General features: G+C 74.9%; 12 protein-coding genes and 2 pseudogenes. 8 read left to right on the top strand and 6 right to left on the bottom strand.

Going from position 1 to position 14,752, the window contains the following annotated elements; translation table 11 throughout:
- Window positions 1-61: 61 nt before the first annotated feature.
- Window positions 62-541, top strand: a complete 480-nt coding sequence (locus AB0O91_RS17845; protein ID WP_363433629.1) for an RICIN domain-containing protein — start codon at window positions 62-64, stop codon at window positions 539-541.
- Between the two features lie 78 nt (window positions 542-619).
- On the opposite strand, the gene AB0O91_RS17840 is transcribed toward AB0O91_RS17845, so the two are convergent.
- Window positions 620-1,612 (bottom strand): AsnC family transcriptional regulator, encoded by a 993-nt coding sequence (locus AB0O91_RS17840; RefSeq protein ID WP_363433626.1) that lies wholly within the window; start codon window positions 1,610-1,612, stop codon window positions 620-622.
- 255 nt (window positions 1,613-1,867) lie between these two features.
- On the opposite strand from AB0O91_RS17840, the gene AB0O91_RS17835 reads away from it, so the two are divergent.
- The gene (locus AB0O91_RS17835) at window positions 1,868-3,433 is read left to right on the top strand and encodes an MFS transporter (RefSeq protein ID WP_363433909.1); all 1,566 of its coding nucleotides are present in this window, start codon (window positions 1,868-1,870) and stop codon (window positions 3,431-3,433) included.
- 148 nt (window positions 3,434-3,581) lie between these two features.
- Here the strand turns inward: AB0O91_RS17835 and AB0O91_RS17830 are convergent, their stop codons facing one another.
- The 5 genes and pseudogenes from AB0O91_RS17830 to AB0O91_RS17810 all read right to left on the bottom strand — a co-directional run bounded on the left by AB0O91_RS17830 (window position 3,582) and on the right by AB0O91_RS17810 (window position 7,595).
- Window positions 3,582-3,878 (bottom strand): DUF1330 domain-containing protein, encoded by a 297-nt coding sequence (locus tag AB0O91_RS17830; RefSeq protein WP_363433624.1) that lies wholly within the window; start codon window positions 3,876-3,878, stop codon window positions 3,582-3,584.
- A gap of 256 nt (window positions 3,879-4,134) precedes the next feature.
- A pseudogene (locus AB0O91_RS17825) lies at window positions 4,135-4,530 on the bottom strand (peptidoglycan-binding protein); the annotation flags it as partial.
- Between the two features lie 63 nt (window positions 4,531-4,593).
- A pseudogene (locus AB0O91_RS17820) lies at window positions 4,594-5,028 on the bottom strand (peptidoglycan-binding protein); the annotation flags it as partial.
- Between the two features lie 313 nt (window positions 5,029-5,341).
- Window positions 5,342-5,827 carry a YbaK/EbsC family protein gene (locus tag AB0O91_RS17815; RefSeq protein ID WP_363433621.1) on the bottom strand — a complete coding sequence of 162 codons (486 nt, stop codon included), beginning with the start codon at window positions 5,825-5,827 and terminating at the stop codon, window positions 5,342-5,344.
- Window positions 5,828-5,834: 7 nt separating this feature from the next.
- On the bottom strand, window positions 5,835-7,595 hold the full coding sequence (locus tag AB0O91_RS17810) for a 2-isopropylmalate synthase (RefSeq protein ID WP_363433618.1): 1,761 nt from the start codon (window positions 7,593-7,595) through the stop codon (window positions 5,835-5,837).
- 200 nt (window positions 7,596-7,795) lie between these two features.
- On the opposite strand from AB0O91_RS17810, the gene AB0O91_RS17805 reads away from it, so the two are divergent.
- The 6 genes from AB0O91_RS17805 (at window position 7,796) to AB0O91_RS17780 (ending at window position 14,742) form a co-directional block, all read left to right on the top strand.
- Window positions 7,796-8,485 carry a FadR/GntR family transcriptional regulator gene (locus tag AB0O91_RS17805; protein WP_363433906.1) on the top strand — a complete coding sequence of 230 codons (690 nt, stop codon included), beginning with the start codon at window positions 7,796-7,798 and terminating at the stop codon, window positions 8,483-8,485.
- Between the two features lie 317 nt (window positions 8,486-8,802).
- A complete protein-coding gene (locus AB0O91_RS17800) occupies window positions 8,803-12,057 on the top strand; it encodes a nitrate- and nitrite sensing domain-containing protein (RefSeq protein ID WP_363433615.1) in 3,255 nt (1,084 codons plus the stop codon).
- Window positions 12,057-12,503, top strand: a complete 447-nt coding sequence (locus AB0O91_RS17795) for a roadblock/LC7 domain-containing protein (protein ID WP_363433612.1) — start codon at window positions 12,057-12,059, stop codon at window positions 12,501-12,503. Before AB0O91_RS17800 ends, AB0O91_RS17795 begins: the two co-directional genes overlap by 1 nt.
- A 104-nt stretch (window positions 12,504-12,607) precedes the next feature.
- On the top strand, window positions 12,608-12,973 hold the full coding sequence (locus AB0O91_RS17790; RefSeq protein WP_363433902.1) for a DUF742 domain-containing protein: 366 nt from the start codon (window positions 12,608-12,610) through the stop codon (window positions 12,971-12,973).
- 3 nt (window positions 12,974-12,976) lie between these two features.
- The gene (locus AB0O91_RS17785; protein WP_363433610.1) at window positions 12,977-13,579 is read left to right on the top strand and encodes an ATP/GTP-binding protein; all 603 of its coding nucleotides are present in this window, start codon (window positions 12,977-12,979) and stop codon (window positions 13,577-13,579) included.
- A gap of 29 nt (window positions 13,580-13,608) precedes the next feature.
- Window positions 13,609-14,742: an FAD-dependent monooxygenase gene (locus AB0O91_RS17780; RefSeq protein ID WP_363433607.1), complete on the top strand. Its 1,134-nt coding sequence runs from the start codon at window positions 13,609-13,611 to the stop codon at window positions 14,740-14,742.
- Window positions 14,743-14,752: the final 10 nt, after the last annotated feature.

The raw sequence follows: 14,752 nt of genomic DNA, 5'->3' as shown, positions 1-14,752 counted from the left end.
CTAGCTTCAGGGCCGAGCGCGCCCCACTGGGCCCGCTGACACCCCGAATCTAGGAGAAGCAGTGCGCCTCAGCCACAAGGCCGTCGCGACCCTCGCGGCAGCCGTCTCCTTCACCGGCCTCGCCGTCATGAACGGCACCACGGCCTCGGCCGCCGTCCCGGTCACCGGATCCCTCCAGGTCCAGAGCGACAGCAGCAACCTGGACGAGTACCTCGGGAACGACGTCTGGACCCGCGACCCCAACCTCACCTGGCAGATCTGGACGCTCACGCCCCTCGGTGACGGCACCTACACCATCAAGGGCAACCACTGGGGCAAGTGCGTCGCGACCAACGGGCCCGGCAAGGTCGTCGTCCAGCGGGTCTGCAACTCGAACGACCTCGCCCAGCGGTGGTACATCGAGCTGGGCGCCAACGCGACCGCCATCGCCAGCGTGAAGTACGAGGACTACGTCCTCCAGGCGAACGGCGTGGACCAGGCCGTGACCACCGAGCTCTCGCTCGGCTTCTCGAACCAGCAGTGGACCCTGTACCAGAAGTAGCGCCCACCGCACACCGGCCCGCCGCGCACCAGCGGCGGGCCGGACCCGTGTCCCCTGCTGTCGGAGCCGAGCAGCCCGTCAGACCAGTGCCGGGTGGATCAGCCTCCCCTGGTGGATCAGCGAGGCCGCCTGCTTGAGCCGGCGGACCCGGACGCTGATCTCGTAGCCCCGGATGCCCTCGATCCCGGCGAAGCGGGTGCTGAGGTAGCGGTAGAAGTCCGGGGTGTCCCGGCACATCACCACCGCCATGATGTTGTGCCGGCCGCTGACGGCCGCCGCGAAGGCGACCTCCTCGTGCCGGCTCACCGCCTCGCCGATCCGCTGCAGCCGGGACAGGTCGACCTGGAGCCAGAGGATCGCGTTGGTGTCGTAGCCCAGGCGCTCGGGCAGGATGTCGACGTCGAAGACCAGCGAACCGGCCGCCTCCAGCACCTCCAGTCGGCGGGCGACCCGGGGCTTGGACCAGCCGGTCACCTCGGCGAGGTGGGTGTGGGAGGCCCGGCCGTCCTCGGCGAGGGCCGCCAGCAGGGGGGCGTCCGCCTCGCCGGGGGTGACCGGCGGGCCGGTGGGGGCGATCCGCTCGGCGGCGAGCCGGCGCACCTGCTCCTCGGTGAGCGAGCCCTGCCCGCCCGTCCAGCCCGCCGCGCTCTGCAGGCCGAAGGGGTGGAGCAGCAGGTCGACGCTCATGTCGAGGACCGAGGCCGCCCTCGGGAGCCGCCGCAGCAGGACGTCGTCATGGGCGGTGCCGACGGGTGCGCGGATGATGCAGTTGATCTCCGAGCCGCCGGAGGCGATGTTCGCGTAGGCGACCTCGGGCCGCCGGGCGAGGGACTCGGCGAGCGGGCCGACCGCGTCGGGGCGGCAGCGCAGCCGGGCGATCCACTGGGACTGGCCGTGGGCGGCGGGCGTGCTCAGCCCGACCACGCGCAGCACCCCGCTGCGGCGCAGGGCGGCGTAGCGGCGCGCCACGGTCTGCTCGGACACCCCGACGACCTCGCCGAGGAGGCGGAAGGAGACCCGCGGGGCGAAGTGCAGCCCGTGGATGATTCTGCGGTCCAGGTCGTCGGCCATGGAGGTATCGTCACACGTTCTCCGCGCCTGACGGAGGTTCCGGCACGTCCACCGCTTCCGCCTGGGGTTCCGTCGCCCGCCGGGTCGAAGCTGGTCGGCGGCTCCGCGGGCGACCGGCGGCCGGCCCGGACCGCGGTCCCGCCGGTGCGCGCGCCCACGGGCCGGGCGCCCGCCGGACGGCGGCGCTCCCCACCGCGGCCGGTGCCCGTACGGCGCCCCCGCAGTCGAAGGAAGCTCTCCGTGAACTCCGCAACGATGCAGCACCCCCGGGCCGGACGGGGCGCCACCCTCGTCATGGCCTGCCTGGGCGTCTTCGTCGCCTACCTGCCGGTGACCACCGTGTCGGTGAGCCTGCCGGCGATCCAACGGGCCCTGGGCGCCTCCACCGCCCAACTCTCCTGGGTGTCCGACGCGTTCGTGCTGCCGATGGCCGCGCTGATCCTGACCACCGGCGTGGTGGGCGACGTGTACGGCCGCAAGCTGGTCTTCCAGGCGGGCATGGCACTGTGCGCGGTGGGCGCGGCGATCTCGCTGACCTCGGGCTCGGTGCAGGCTCTGTGGATCGGACAGGCCGCCTCCGGCCTGGGCGCGGCGGCGCTGCTGCCCACCACCCTGGCACTGATCAGCCACGCCGTGCCGGACCACCGGGAGCGGGGCCGGTTCATCGGCCTGTGGGCGATGGCCCTGATGGCCTCGCTGGCCGCCGGCCCGCTGATCGCGGGCCTGCTGCTGGAGCACGTGCAGTGGCGCTGGATCTTCCTGCTGCCCGTCCCGGCGGCGCTGGTCGTGCTGGTCGTCGCCGCGTTCCTGCTGCCCGACTCCCGCGCGCCGCACGGCCGCCGGCTGGACTGGCCGGGCCAGATCAGCGCGGCCGTCGCCGTCACCGCCGTCGTCTACGGCGTCATCGAGGGCGGCGCCGACGGCTTCGGCAAGCCCGCCGTCGTCACCGCGCTGGTGCTCGGCGCACTGGCCGCGGCGGTGTTCGTCGTGGTGGAGCGCCGCAGCGCCAGCCCGATGATCGACCCCGCGCTGTTCCGCAGCCCCGCCTTCACCGCCACCTCGCTGGTCGCCATGATCAGCTTCCTGGGACTGATCGGCTTCTTCTTCGTGCTCAGCCTGTACTTCGGCATGGTGCAGCACCTGACCACGCTCCAGGCGGCCCTGCGGATGGTCATGGTCTCCGGGGCGGCGCTGGTCGCCGGCCTGCCGGTCGGACGGCTGATGCACCGGGTCTCCCCCCGGGTCCTGATCACCAGCGGCCTGGTCGTCACGGCCGGCTCCCTGCTGTCGCTGACCTCGCTCGACGCCCACACCTCCTACGGCTCCATCGCCTGGCGGCTGGTGCTGCTCGGCCTCGGCCTGGGCGCCGTGCTCACCCCGATGACCGCCTCCGCCGTCTCCGCCGTCCCGCACCACCTGGCGGGCATGGCCGCGGCCGGCAACAACGCCTTCCGCCAGGTCGGCGGCGCCCTCGGCCCCGCCGTCCTGGGCGCCCTGCTGACCACCCGGGCGCTCGACGCGCTCCCCGGGCGGCTGGCCGACGCCGGCGTGCCCGCCGCCACCGGCGGCCACCTCGTCGACGTCGCCCGCGAGCAGGGCCTCGGCGCCGTCGCCGGGCTCGACCTCGGCCCGGCCACCGGCCAGGCCCTGAGCGCCCTCAGCGGCTCCTTCCTGGACGGCCTGCGGCTCTGCCTGATCGTCGCGGCCTCGCTCGCGCTGCTCGCCGCCCTCGCCTGCGCCCTCCTGCTGCGCCCGGCCGCGACGCCGTCGCAGCCCGCGCCGACGCCCAGCCGGGAGCCGGACCTGGCGCCCACGGCCTGACGGCTGCGGTGGGCCCTCGCTCCGCCGGATCGGCGCCCCGGGCAGCGGGGCACCGCTCCGGCGGAGTGGGGGCCCACCGCACGGGGGCTCGGAGCGCGTCGGCTCGGAGCACGTCGGCTCGGAGCACGTCGGCTCGGAGCGCGTCGGCTCAGAGCGCGGGCACGATCATCGCCGTGAACGGGACGGTGGCCGCGAGACGCTCCGCCAGCAGCGCGCGGTAGGCGTCCGACTCGTAGACGGCGCGGGCCTGTTCGGCGTCCGCGAAGCGCAGCACCACGGTGTGGGTGCCGCCGGGCGGGCGGCCGCCCTCGCCCAGGTGGACCGTCCGGTCGGTGCTGGCGACCAGCTCGCCCGGGCCCAGCAGGACGGGCGTGGCGGCCTCGCGGTAGGCGTCCAGCCGCTGCCGGTCGGTGACGTCGTAGTTCAGGATGAGCAGGGCGGACACGGGGACTCCTCGTCGACCGGAACCGGACGGGCCGACCGGGCGGGCGGCCCGGTGATCAGTCTCCGCCCCCCGACCGCGGGGAGCCGCATCGGGTGCCCCGGTGGCCCAGGTCCCTGCCGCCGTCCGTCCGGCCGCCCCGAACTCCCGTGGAGGCACTGCGCCGTGACCGTCCACGGCGTCGCCCGGTTCACGACGGGGCAGGGCCCGCCGGGGTCTCCCGGCGGGCCCTGCCCTCGTCCTGTCGCCGCTGCGGGCGTCAGTGCAGGAAGGTGACGTCCCAGTGGCTGCCCTCGTTGGCGTAGATGTTGCCGGAGGGGGCGGTCCACAGGTCGGCGCCGTCGCCGCGGGTGCCGCTGTGGGTGAAGGTGTGGACGTAGTTGGTGAGGCAGCTCGACATGGCGAAGTCCAGCTTGTAGCCCGTGCCGTGGCTGTAGGTGCCCGCGGCGTGGCCGGCCTCGGTGCCACCGGTGATGTTCAGCGCGCAGCCGCCGATGGAGTGCTTGAGGGTGATGGCACCGTCGACCGCGGAGCGGCGCAGACCGTCGAAGGAGGTGCAGTTGCTGTTGTTGCGGTCGGTGCAGCCGCCCGAGGAGGACCAGGTGATGCCGGCGCCCGAGAGCATGGACGCGGCCTGCGACTGGCTGAGGGTGTCGCTGCCGGAGCCGCCGCCGGTGTTGCCACCGGTGTTGCCGCCACCACCGAGCAGGGCGCCCCAGGTCGCCGGGCCGACGATGCCGTCGACCGGGTCCAGGCCCGCGTTGCGCTGGAAGTCGCGCACCTTGCCGTCGGTGCCGTTGCCGAAGGCGCCGTCCACGGCCAGCCCGGCGCCGTGGGCGTTCAGCTGGACCTGGAGCGCCTTGACGGCGTCGCCGTTGTCACCGTTGCGGACGGTGACGATCAGCTTGGACCAGGTGTCGGGGCCGACCACGCCGTCCACCGGGTTCAGGCCGTTCGCGCTCTGGAAGGCCTTGACCTTGTCCTCGGTGTTGGGGCCGAAGCCGCCGTCGACACCGGTCCCGAAGCCGCGGGCGGACAGCAGGTACTGGACGGTGGTCACGTTGGTGCCCGAGTCGCCGTTGCGGACGAGCGGCCAGCTCGCGGCCTGGGCGGCGGGGGCGACGAGGAGTGCCGCGAGTACCGCGGCGAACATCGCGGCGACGACGGCCGGGATGCGCTTCATGACGTTTCCTCACTGAACTGACTGGGCGCGCTGACCGGACCCGGGGCGCGGGAGGGGGACGGAGGAGGGAAGGCGGCGGTCCGGACGACAGTTCGACCGCGACCGGCCGCCGTGGGAGACGCTAGGAGGCCCGTCGGCGTCCCACCAGCGATCCCCCTTCCCAAGGCCGTCCCAGGGACGCACGAACGGCCCACCGCCGCAGGGGCGGTGGGCCGTTCGGCGGGCGCCGGTCGGGCCGGGGGCGGTCCTGACAGGCCCGCGGGCGGTCCGGGGCGGTCCGGGGTCAGTCCTCGGGCACGACCGGGCCCGGCACGCCGCCGGTGACCCGCAGCAGTTCGCCGTACGTCATCGGCACCACGGTGTGCGGGTGCCCGGCGGCCGCCCAGAGCACCTCGTAGCGCTCCAGCGCGGTGTCCACGACGGTGCGCAGCGGCGCCGGGTGCCCGGTCGGGGCGACGCCGCCGATGGCCTGGCCGGTGGCCTCGCGGACCCGCGCGGCGGAGGCCCGGGTGATCGGGCCGGTGCCGAGCCGGGCGGCCAGGTGGGCGGTGTCGACCCGGTGGGCGCCGCTGGTCATCACCAGCAGCGGGGCACCGTCGCACTCGAAGACGAGGCTGTTGGCGATCGCGCCGACCTCGCAGCCGAGGGCGGCGGCGGCCTCGGCGGCGGTGCGGGCGGAGTCGGGCAGGACGACGATCTCACCGGTGACGCCGGCGGCCGCCAGCGCCTCGGCGACCGCGAGGCTACGGGCCGGGAGGGAGGAACTCATCGGCCCATCATGCCGTCCCGGGCCCGGCGGCCGTACCGGCTTCCTCCCGCGACGCGGCGCGGTGGGCCGCCCGCCCGGCCGCCCGCCCGGCCGCGCTCAGCACCGCCCGGACGCCCGCCGTGAGCACCGAGGCGTCCCGCCCGGCGCCCCACACCACGTCGCCGCCGACCCGGGCCTCGACGTAGGCGACCGCGTCCGCGCCCGAACCCGGGCCGACGGCGTGCTCGTTGAAGGAGAGGACCTCCACGCCCAGCGCGTCCGCCACCGCGTCCACCGGCCCGGCGCCGGTGCCCCGGCGGCCGTCCACCTCGGCCCAGTCCCCGCCGACCCGCCACGCCCGGTCCGCGCCCGGGTCCAGGTACTCGGCGCGGAACAGCCCGTACAGCTCCTCCCCGGTCACCTCGCGCCCGCTGTCGTCGGTCGCCTCCTGCACCACCCGGGCGAACTCGATCTGCAGCCGCCGGGGCAGCTCCAGCCCGGCGCCGGTGTGCAGCAGGTAGGCGATCCCGCCCTTGCCGGACTGGCTGTTGACCCGGATCACCGCCTCGTAGTCGCGCCCGAGGTCGGCCGGGTCGATCGGCAGGTAGGGCACCGACCAGGGGGCCTCGCGCTCGGGCAGGCCGAGGTCGGCGGCGGTCTTCGCGTGCCGGGCGAAGCCCTTCTTGATGGCGTCCTGGTGGGTGCCGGAGAAGGCGGTGTGCACGAGGTCGCCGGCGTACGGGTGCCGCTCGTGGACGGGCAGCCGGTTGCAGTGCTCGACGGTGCGGCGGATCTCGTCGATGTCGGAGAGGTCGAGCATCGGGTCGACGCCCTGGGTGTGCAGGTTGAGCGCCAGGGTGACCAGGTCGACGTTGCCGGTGCGCTCGCCGTTGCCGAACAGGCAGCCCTCGACCCGCTGGGCGCCCGCCAGCACGGCGAGTTCGGCGCAGGCCACGCCGGTGCCGCGGTCGTTGTGGGGGTGCACGGAGAGGATGACGGAGTCGCGGCGCTCCAGGTGCCGGTCGAGGTACTCGATCTGGTCGGCGTAGACGTTGGGGGTGGCGATCTCGACGGTGGCGGGCAGGTTGTGCACCACCGGCCGGTCGGGGCCGGCGTCCCAGAGCGCGCTGAGGCCGTTGCAGACCTCCAGCACGTAGTCCGGTTCGGTCAGGTTGAACACCTCGGGGGAGAACTGGAACCGCAGGCCGTCCCGGCCCTCCCCGAGCCGGGCCATCCGCTCGGCCGCTGCGGTGACCAGCGCCCGCACCCCGGCGCGGTCCCGGCCGAGGACGACCTCGCGCCAGAGCGGCGCGGTGGCGGTGTAGAGGTGGACGACGACGTTCGGCAGGCCCTCGACGGCCTCGAAGGTGCGGTCGATCAGGTCGGCCCGGGCGGCGGTGAAGACGACCACCGTGACGTCCTCGGGCAGCGCGCCGGGCTGCTCGGCGAGCCGGCGGACGAAGTCGAAGTCGGTGCGGCTGGCGGACGGGTAGCCGACCTCGATCTCCTTGAAGCCCATGGCCAGGAAGAGGTCGAACATCCGCTGCTTGCGCGCCGGGTCCATCGGCTCGGCGAGCGCCTGGTTGCCGTCGCGCAGGTCGACGGGCACCCAGAGCGGGGCGCGCTCGATCCGGCGGCCGGGCCAGCGGCGCAGCAGCGCCGGGACGTGCACCCGCTCGTGGGCGGGGCGGTAGCGGTGGGAGGGCATGGCGCCGCCGCGCTGGGGGTTCCAGGCGGGGGCGTCGGCCGGGACGGGGCCGGCCGGGGCGTGCAGGGTCGGGAATCGCATGGGGACGTCCTCAACTGGGTTGCCGGTGCGCCGGAACGGCGACGACCGGGGTACCGGGGACCGGCAGGACGGCGCCCCGCAGCGGGGTGCCGGTCAGGTCACGCCCCGCTGCGGCCGCCGAGAAGGAGAGCGCTCCGCAACTGCATGCCGGGTAGAGTAACCAGGAGAGAAGTCCTCAGACAACCCGACAGGTGACGACCATGCCCGCGCTCCGCCCCTCCCCCCTCGCCGAACAGGCCGCCGCGCTGATCGAGGAGCGGATCCGGTCCGGCGAGTGGCCGGTCGGCGGCAAGCTGCCCGGCGAGGTGGCGCTCGCCAAGGAGCTGGGCGTCGGCCGCTCGACCGTCCGGGAGGCGCTGCGCACGCTCGCCGCGGCCGGGATGGTGCAGCCCCGGCAGGGCTCCGGGGTGTTCGTGACGGCCGACCGCCCGGCCGCCGGGGGCGACTGGGCCGCCCGGCTGCGGGCGGCCGAGCTGGCCCACATCTACGAGGTGCGGACCATGGTCGAGGTGCAGGCCGCCCGCCTCGCCGCCGAGCGCCGCACGGCGGCCGACCTCACCGCCGTGGACGCCGCGCTGGCCGCCCGACGGGCCGCCGGCGGGGCGAACGACAAGGCCTTCGTCGACGCCGACATCGCGCTGCACACCGCCGTCGTGGCCGCCGCCCACAACCCCGTCCTGGACGACCTGTTCGCCCAGTTCGCCCCGATCCTGCGGGAGCACCTGGTCGACCTGGTCGGGCTGTTCGGGCTGCGCGAGGGCGATCCGAACCAGGGCTACGACACCCACGCCGAGCTGGTCCGGGCGCTGCACGCGGGCGATCCGGCGGAGGCCGGGCGGGTGCTGGCGGCGGAGCTGGAGTCCACCCGGGCCCGGCTGCTCAGCACCTGAGGGTCCGGCAGCGAGGGTCCGGCGCCGGGGGGTGGCACCGGGGGCCGCACCGGGGGTCCGATCGTGCGGACCCGACCCCGAGGGCCCGGCCCGCGACTTCCGGACGGAGCGTCACACAGTCTTCACACAGCGGCCATCCGTCGGCCGTCGGCTGCGCCGACACTGGGACGGGCGGGTCCCGGCCCGGCTGCTTCGAGCACAAACGGTCAACGTACGGGTGACATTGTGTCCAGCTCGTGCCCAAGTACCACTCAGGTAGCGAACGGGCTTTCACTCCAATCACACGGTATGACTAGTATCGCTTCGTCAAAAAGCCCGTGCCCGGACGGCCCGCCCCTCACCGGCCGGCCGCCAGCCCCAAGGAGTCTGCTCTGCGCGCGCGTGCGAATCGGCGGCCCCCGACGCCGAAGACCCCCCGCAGGCGTCCACGCCTGTCCCTGCGGACGGCGCTGCTCGTCCTCGCCGTCGTCCCCAGCCTCGCCCTGGTCGCCCTCTGGGCGGTCACCAGCGGCGAGACCGTCTTCGACTTCCAGCGCCAGGCCGCCCAGGGGATGCTGGCCCAGAAGGCCGGCCAGCCGTCCAACATCGTCTACTACAACCTCCAGGAGGAGCGCCGGCTCAGCGCCGAGGCGCTCGCCCGGCCCGGCAGCAACACCGACCAGCTGCGCCGTCAGCGGCAGGCCACCGACGACGCGGTGCGCCAGTTCCAGGCGCTGTCCGGGGAGAGCACCGACAACGCGCCGGACGACGTCCGCACCGCCGTCGCCGAGGCCCGGCAGGCGATGAGCAAGCTCGGCGAGGAGCGCTCCGCCGTCGACAAGGGCTCGATCGACCAGCAGACCCTCTTCACGTACTACACCGACCTGATCGCCGTCGACCTCCGGCTGTTCACCGCGCTCAGCCACGTCGACGCCGGCGAGGTCACCTGGGTCTCCAAGACCCTGGTCAACTCCTTCTGGGCCAAGGAGATGCTCGCCCGCGAGGACGCCGTCCTCGCCCGCGGCTGGCCCACCGGGCGGCTCAGCACCGCCGACTACCAGCAGGTCCAGCAGCTGATCGGCGCCCAGGAGCACCTGTTCACCGTCCAGGTCCTGCCGTACATCCCGGACGGCGAGGCGGCCGGCTGGCACGACCTGATGAACAGCCCCGCCTGGCAGGCCAAGACCGCCGTCGAGCAGCAACTCACCCGGCCCACCACGGCCGAGTCCAACGGCACCGTCAAACTCCCCGCCGCCCAGGACCAGTGGCGCCAGGCCGTCGACCAGCTCAACCCGCAGCTGGTCAAGGTGATCGAGGCCCGTACCAGCGCCATCGTCGAGGTCGGCAAGGGCACCATCCTCGGCCTGCTCACCCGCGTGGTGCTGACCGCCGTCATCGGCCTGATCACCGTCGTCGCCGTCGTCATCGCCTCCTGGCGGATCAGCCGCTCGCTGCGCCGCCGGATCAAGGAACTCCAGACCCAGGCCGAGGACATGGAGCGCACCCTGCCCGAGGTGGTCGACCGCCTCGGCCGCGGCGAACAGGTCGACGCCGAGGCCGAGAGCCGCGCCGTCACCACCGACACCCACGGCAACGACACCGACGAGCTCGCCCGCCTCGGCCAGGCGCTCAACCTGGCCCGCTCCTCCGCGCTGGAGGCCGCCGTCCGGCAGGCCGACCAGCACCGCGGCTTCGAGCGGCTGCTCCAGCGCATCGCCCGGCGCACCCAGCTGCTGATCGGCCGCCAGCTGCGCAAGCTCGACGAGCTGGAGCGCAAGCACGAGGACCCGGAGGTCCTGGAGGGCCTGTTCGACCTCGACCACCTCACCGCCCGCCTGCGCCGCTACGAGGAGAACCTCGTCATCATGGCCGGCGGCCAGCCGCAGCGGCGCTGGCGCAAGCCGGTGCCCCTGCTGGACGTGCTGCGCTCCGCCCAGGGCGAGGTGCAGGACTACCGGCGGATCATGATCGACGTCGAGGGCCACCCGTGGCTCTCCGAGCGGGCCGTCGGGCCGGTCGCGCACGTGCTCGCCGAGCTGATGGAGAACGCCACCACCTTCTCCAAGCCGCCCACCCCGGTCGAGGTCCGGGCCGCCATGGTCGGCCGCGGCCTCGCGGTCGAGATCGAGGACCGCGGCCTCGGCATGGACCCGGAACAGTACGACGCGGCCAACGAACTGATGAGCCGCCCGCCGCGCACCGACGTGCTGGCCCGGGCCGACGACATCCGCCTCGGCTTCTACGTGGTCGCCCGGCTCGCCGCGCTGACCGGGCTGAAGATCGAGTTCCGGCCGTCCGCCTTCGGCGGCACCCGGGTGGTCGTGCTCGTCCCGGACGAGCTGGTCATCGACGGCGACGCCGGGCTGCCGGACGCCGCGCCCGTGGAGCCGATCCCGCTGGTCCGGCGCTCGCGCCGGGCGGTGCGCTCGGCCTCCGACGAGGCGCTGCCGCCGGGTGCCCGGGTCGGGGCCCTGACCGGGGCACCGGCGGGGGCGGCGGTCGCGCCGGTGGACTCCTTCGGGGCGGGACCGGTCGCGGGCCTGGGGCCGGTACCGGTCGGCGGCCTCGCGACGGCACCGGTCGAGGGCCCCGGGACGGCCGGGCCGGTCGTCCCCGCCGCGGACGCGACCGCGGTCACGGGCGGCGTCGCGTACCAGGACCAGGCGTTCCCGGCGTCGGCGTACCCTGCGCAGGCGTTCCCGGACCAGGCGCTCCCGGACCAGTCGCTCCAGGGCCAGGTGTTCCCGGCACAGGCGTACCAGGAGCAGGCGTACCAGGACCAGGCGTTCCCCGCGCAGACGCTTCCCCAGGCCGCCTTCGCGGACCAGCCGTTCCCCCCGCAGACGCCCCCGGCGCCGGCGTTCGGGGAACCCGGCCCGCCCTACCAGCCGGCCCACCGGCCCGGCTTCCCCGAGCAGCCGATCCAGCACAGCTCCCCCGCCGACCCGGCACCGGTGTACGCGGCCACCCCGGCCGACGCGACCGGCACCACGGCGGCCCCCGCCCCCGCGCCCGCCCCCGAGGCCCCGGCCTACCCGGACATCGCCTACGCCCGGGTCACCGAGGCCGAGGCCCCGTACGCCGACGAGCAGTACCGCCCGGCCGACCACTACCGGCTCGCCGAGCGGCGCCGCACCCGCGAGTACCCCTCCGCCGTACCGGTCAGCCCGGTCGAGGGCGGGCAGCCGCCGCTGCCGCAGCGCGTCCGGCAGGCCAGCCTGGCCGCCGAGCTGCGGGTGCCCCCGGCGACCCGGCAGGAATGGATCGACCCGGCCGACGGACAGCCGGCCGTGCCGACCGCCGCACCGGCGGACGGCCCGTCCGACGGCCCGTCCGACACCACCGGGTCCACCGGGCGCCCGGAGCGGTCCGGACGCCCCGTCCGGCGGGCGGGCGCCGCCATCGGCGCCTTCCAGCGGCAGTCCCGCGCCGCCCGCGCCCAGGACAGCGGCGAGCACCCGCTGCCCGGGCCCGCCACCACGCCACCGGCTCCCCCCGCCCCGCCCGCCGGTCCCCCAGCCTCCGCGTCCGCCCCCTCCCCCTGGGCCCTGCCGGCCGCGGAACCCCGAACCACACGAACGGATGACCAGTGATGAACCGCACGACCGCCACCCACCAGGACCTGGACTGGCTGCTCGACGGACTCGTCGACTCGGTGACCGGGACCCGCAACGCCGTCCTGCTCTCCGACGACGGCCTCGTGGTCAGCCACTCCCGCACCATCGAACGCGCCGACGCCGAGCGCCTCGCCGCCGTCGCCACCGGCCAGCAGTCGCTCGCCCGCGGCGTCGGCCAGCTCTTCGACGGCGGCCCGGTGCACCAGGTGATCGTCGAGCTCGCCGAGTGCTGGCTGTTCGTCATCGCCGCCGCCCAGGGCACCCACCTGGCCGTGGTCGCCTCCCAGGAGGTCGACGCCGAGGTGATGTCCGTCGCCATGCACACCCTCGTGCAGCAGGTCGGCCAGAAGCTCACCACCCCGAACCGGACCGAGGGCGCCCCCGCGTCCTTCGACGCCTTCGCCACCCGGAACCGGGGCTGACCACGGTGGGCCCGTACCGCGACGAGGGGGGCGCCTGGGCGCGCGGCCGGGTGCCGCACTGGAGCGAGCTGGAGGAGCCCGAGGCCGAGGACGAGACCGGCATCATGGTCCGCCCGTACACCATCACCCGCGGCCGGACCGCCCCCGAGCGCGACGACCTCACCCTCATCACCGTGCTCACCACGGCCGAGGAGGAGGCCGAGGCGGCCCTCACCCGCGGCAGCCGTGCCGGCGCCCGGGCCCTCCAGCCCGAGCACCGGCTGATCCTCGACCGCTGCCGGCGCCCGGCCGCCGTGGCCGAGGTGGCGGCCGGCCTGGACCTCCCGGTCTCGGTCACCAAGATCCTGCTCGGCGACCTGGTCGCCCAGGGCCTGCTGAAGGCCCGGGCGCCGCTCTCGGTGGCCCGCGCCGCCGGGGGCGTGGACCTCGGCCTGCTCACGGCCGTACGCGAAGGACTCCGGAGACTCTGAACCATGGCAACACCCCACTCCGCCACCCACTCCGCCACCCCCGTCGCCGCCCCCGCCGCGGTCAAGATCCTGATCGCGGGCGGCTTCGGCGTCGGCAAGACCACCCTGGTCGCCTCGGTCAGCGAGGTCGCCCCGCTGCGCACCGAGGAGTACCTGACCACGGCCAGCGTCGGCGTCGACGACCTGGACGGCGTCGACCAGAAGGACACCACCACCGTCGCCCTCGACTTCGGCCGGATCACCGTCAGCCCCGAGCTGGTGGTCTACCTGTTCGGCACGCCCGGGCAGGAACGGTTCTGGTTCATGTGGAACGACCTGGTCAACGGCGCCCTCGGCGGGATCGTCATCGCCGACACCCGGCGGCTGGACACCAGCTTCGCCTCGATCGACTTCTTCGAGAGCCGGGGCATCCCGTTCGTGGTCGCGATCAACTGCTTCCACAGCCACAACACCCGCACCCCGGACGAGATCCGGGCCGCCCTCGACCTCGACCCTCAGGTGCCGATGCTGATCGGCGACGTGCGCGAGCGCGGCTTCGGCCGTGACCTGCTGCTCGCCCTGGTCGACCACCTGATGGACCTCGCCGCCGCCACGCCGGTCGGCTGAGCCCCCTTCCCCCGTACCGGAGTTCACCCATGACCACCCCCCTTCGCGTCCTCGTCCACGGCGGCGGCATCGGCGGCCTCACCCTCGCCACCGCCCTCGCCCGGCGCGGCCACCACGTCGAGGTCGCCGAACTGCGCGACCGCCTGGAAGCCCTCGGCGTCGGCATCATCCAGCCGTCCAACGCCCTGCACGTGATGCGCGAGATCGGCGTCCTGGACGCCTGCCTGGCGGCCGGCTTCGAGTGGGAGGTGCTGACCATCTGCGACCCGGCCGGCGCCACCGTCGCCCGGATCCCCCAGCCCCGGATGGGCGACGCCCCCTCCAACAACGGCATCCCCCGGCCCGCCCTGGCCCGGGTGCTGGCCGACGCCGCCACCTCGGCCGGCGCCGTCCTGCGCTTCGGCACGACGATCGCGGAGCTCAAGGACGACGGCGCCGGGGTCGACGTCACCCTCGACGACGGCCACCACGGCCGCTACGACCTGGTCGTCGGCTTCGACGGCATCGGCTCCCCGCTGCGCCGGCGCCTGTACGGCGAGAAGTACGCACCCGAGTACACCGGCTTCGCCAACTGGCGCGTCACGCTGCCGCGTTCGCCCGAGGTCCAGGGCGTGGTGATGTCCGCCGGCAACCTCAGGGCCAAGGCGCTGCTCACCCCGATCAGCACCGAACTCATGTACCTGGGCTCGGTGTTCGCCGAGGCCGAGGACTTCCGCCCGGACCCTGAGCGCGCCCACGAGCAGCTCCGCGAGCGGCTGGCCGGCTTCGCGGGCCCGATCGCCGAGGCGCTCGCCCTGGTCACCGACCCGGCCGCCGTGGTCTACTCCCGGATCTCCCAGGTCAGCGTCGAGGAGCCCTGGCACGTCGGCCGCATCGCGCTGGCCGGCGACGCCGCCCACGCCTCCACCCCGCACCTCGCCCAGGGCGCCGCGATGGCCGTCGAAGACGCCCTCGTACTGGCCCAGAGCCTCGACGCGGCGCCGGACGTCCCGGCCGCGCTGGCCGCCTGGGAGGAGCGCCGCCGCCCGCGCGCCATGTGGGTGCAGGCGCTGTCGCGCGCCGTCCTCAAGCAGGAGACCGGCACGCCCACCACGGCGGAGGAGGACGAGCTGCTCAAGATCGGCATCCCCGGCGCCGCCCACGTCCTCGTCCAGCCGTACTGATCCCCGCACC

Source organism: Kitasatospora sp. NPDC089797, assembly GCF_040684795.1.
Lineage (GTDB): Bacteria > Actinomycetota > Actinomycetes > Streptomycetales > Streptomycetaceae > Kitasatospora.
Note: the sequence above shows the minus strand (reverse complement) of the source record. Positions and strands in the feature narration are given on the sequence as shown.

What these genes read in the sequence shown, in the direction of transcription:
- AB0O91_RS17840 (WP_363433626.1), bottom strand. Translation starts at nt 1,612, where the DNA reads ATGGCCGACGACCTGGACCGCAGAATCATCCACGGGCTGCACTTCGCC.
- AB0O91_RS17835 (WP_363433909.1), top strand. Translation starts at nt 1,868, where the DNA reads ATGCAGCACCCCCGGGCCGGACGGGGCGCCACCCTCGTCATGGCCTGC.
- AB0O91_RS17815 (WP_363433621.1), bottom strand. Translation starts at nt 5,827, where the DNA reads ATGAGTTCCTCCCTCCCGGCCCGTAGCCTCGCGGTCGCCGAGGCGCTG.
- AB0O91_RS17810 (WP_363433618.1), bottom strand. Translation starts at nt 7,595, where the DNA reads ATGCGATTCCCGACCCTGCACGCCCCGGCCGGCCCCGTCCCGGCCGAC.
- AB0O91_RS17805 (WP_363433906.1), top strand. Translation starts at nt 7,796, where the DNA reads ATGCCCGCGCTCCGCCCCTCCCCCCTCGCCGAACAGGCCGCCGCGCTG.
- AB0O91_RS17795 (WP_363433612.1), top strand. Translation starts at nt 12,057, where the DNA reads ATGAACCGCACGACCGCCACCCACCAGGACCTGGACTGGCTGCTCGAC.
- AB0O91_RS17790 (WP_363433902.1), top strand. Translation starts at nt 12,608, where the DNA reads ATGGTCCGCCCGTACACCATCACCCGCGGCCGGACCGCCCCCGAGCGC.
- AB0O91_RS17785 (WP_363433610.1), top strand. Translation starts at nt 12,977, where the DNA reads ATGGCAACACCCCACTCCGCCACCCACTCCGCCACCCCCGTCGCCGCC.
- AB0O91_RS17780 (WP_363433607.1), top strand. Translation starts at nt 13,609, where the DNA reads ATGACCACCCCCCTTCGCGTCCTCGTCCACGGCGGCGGCATCGGCGGC.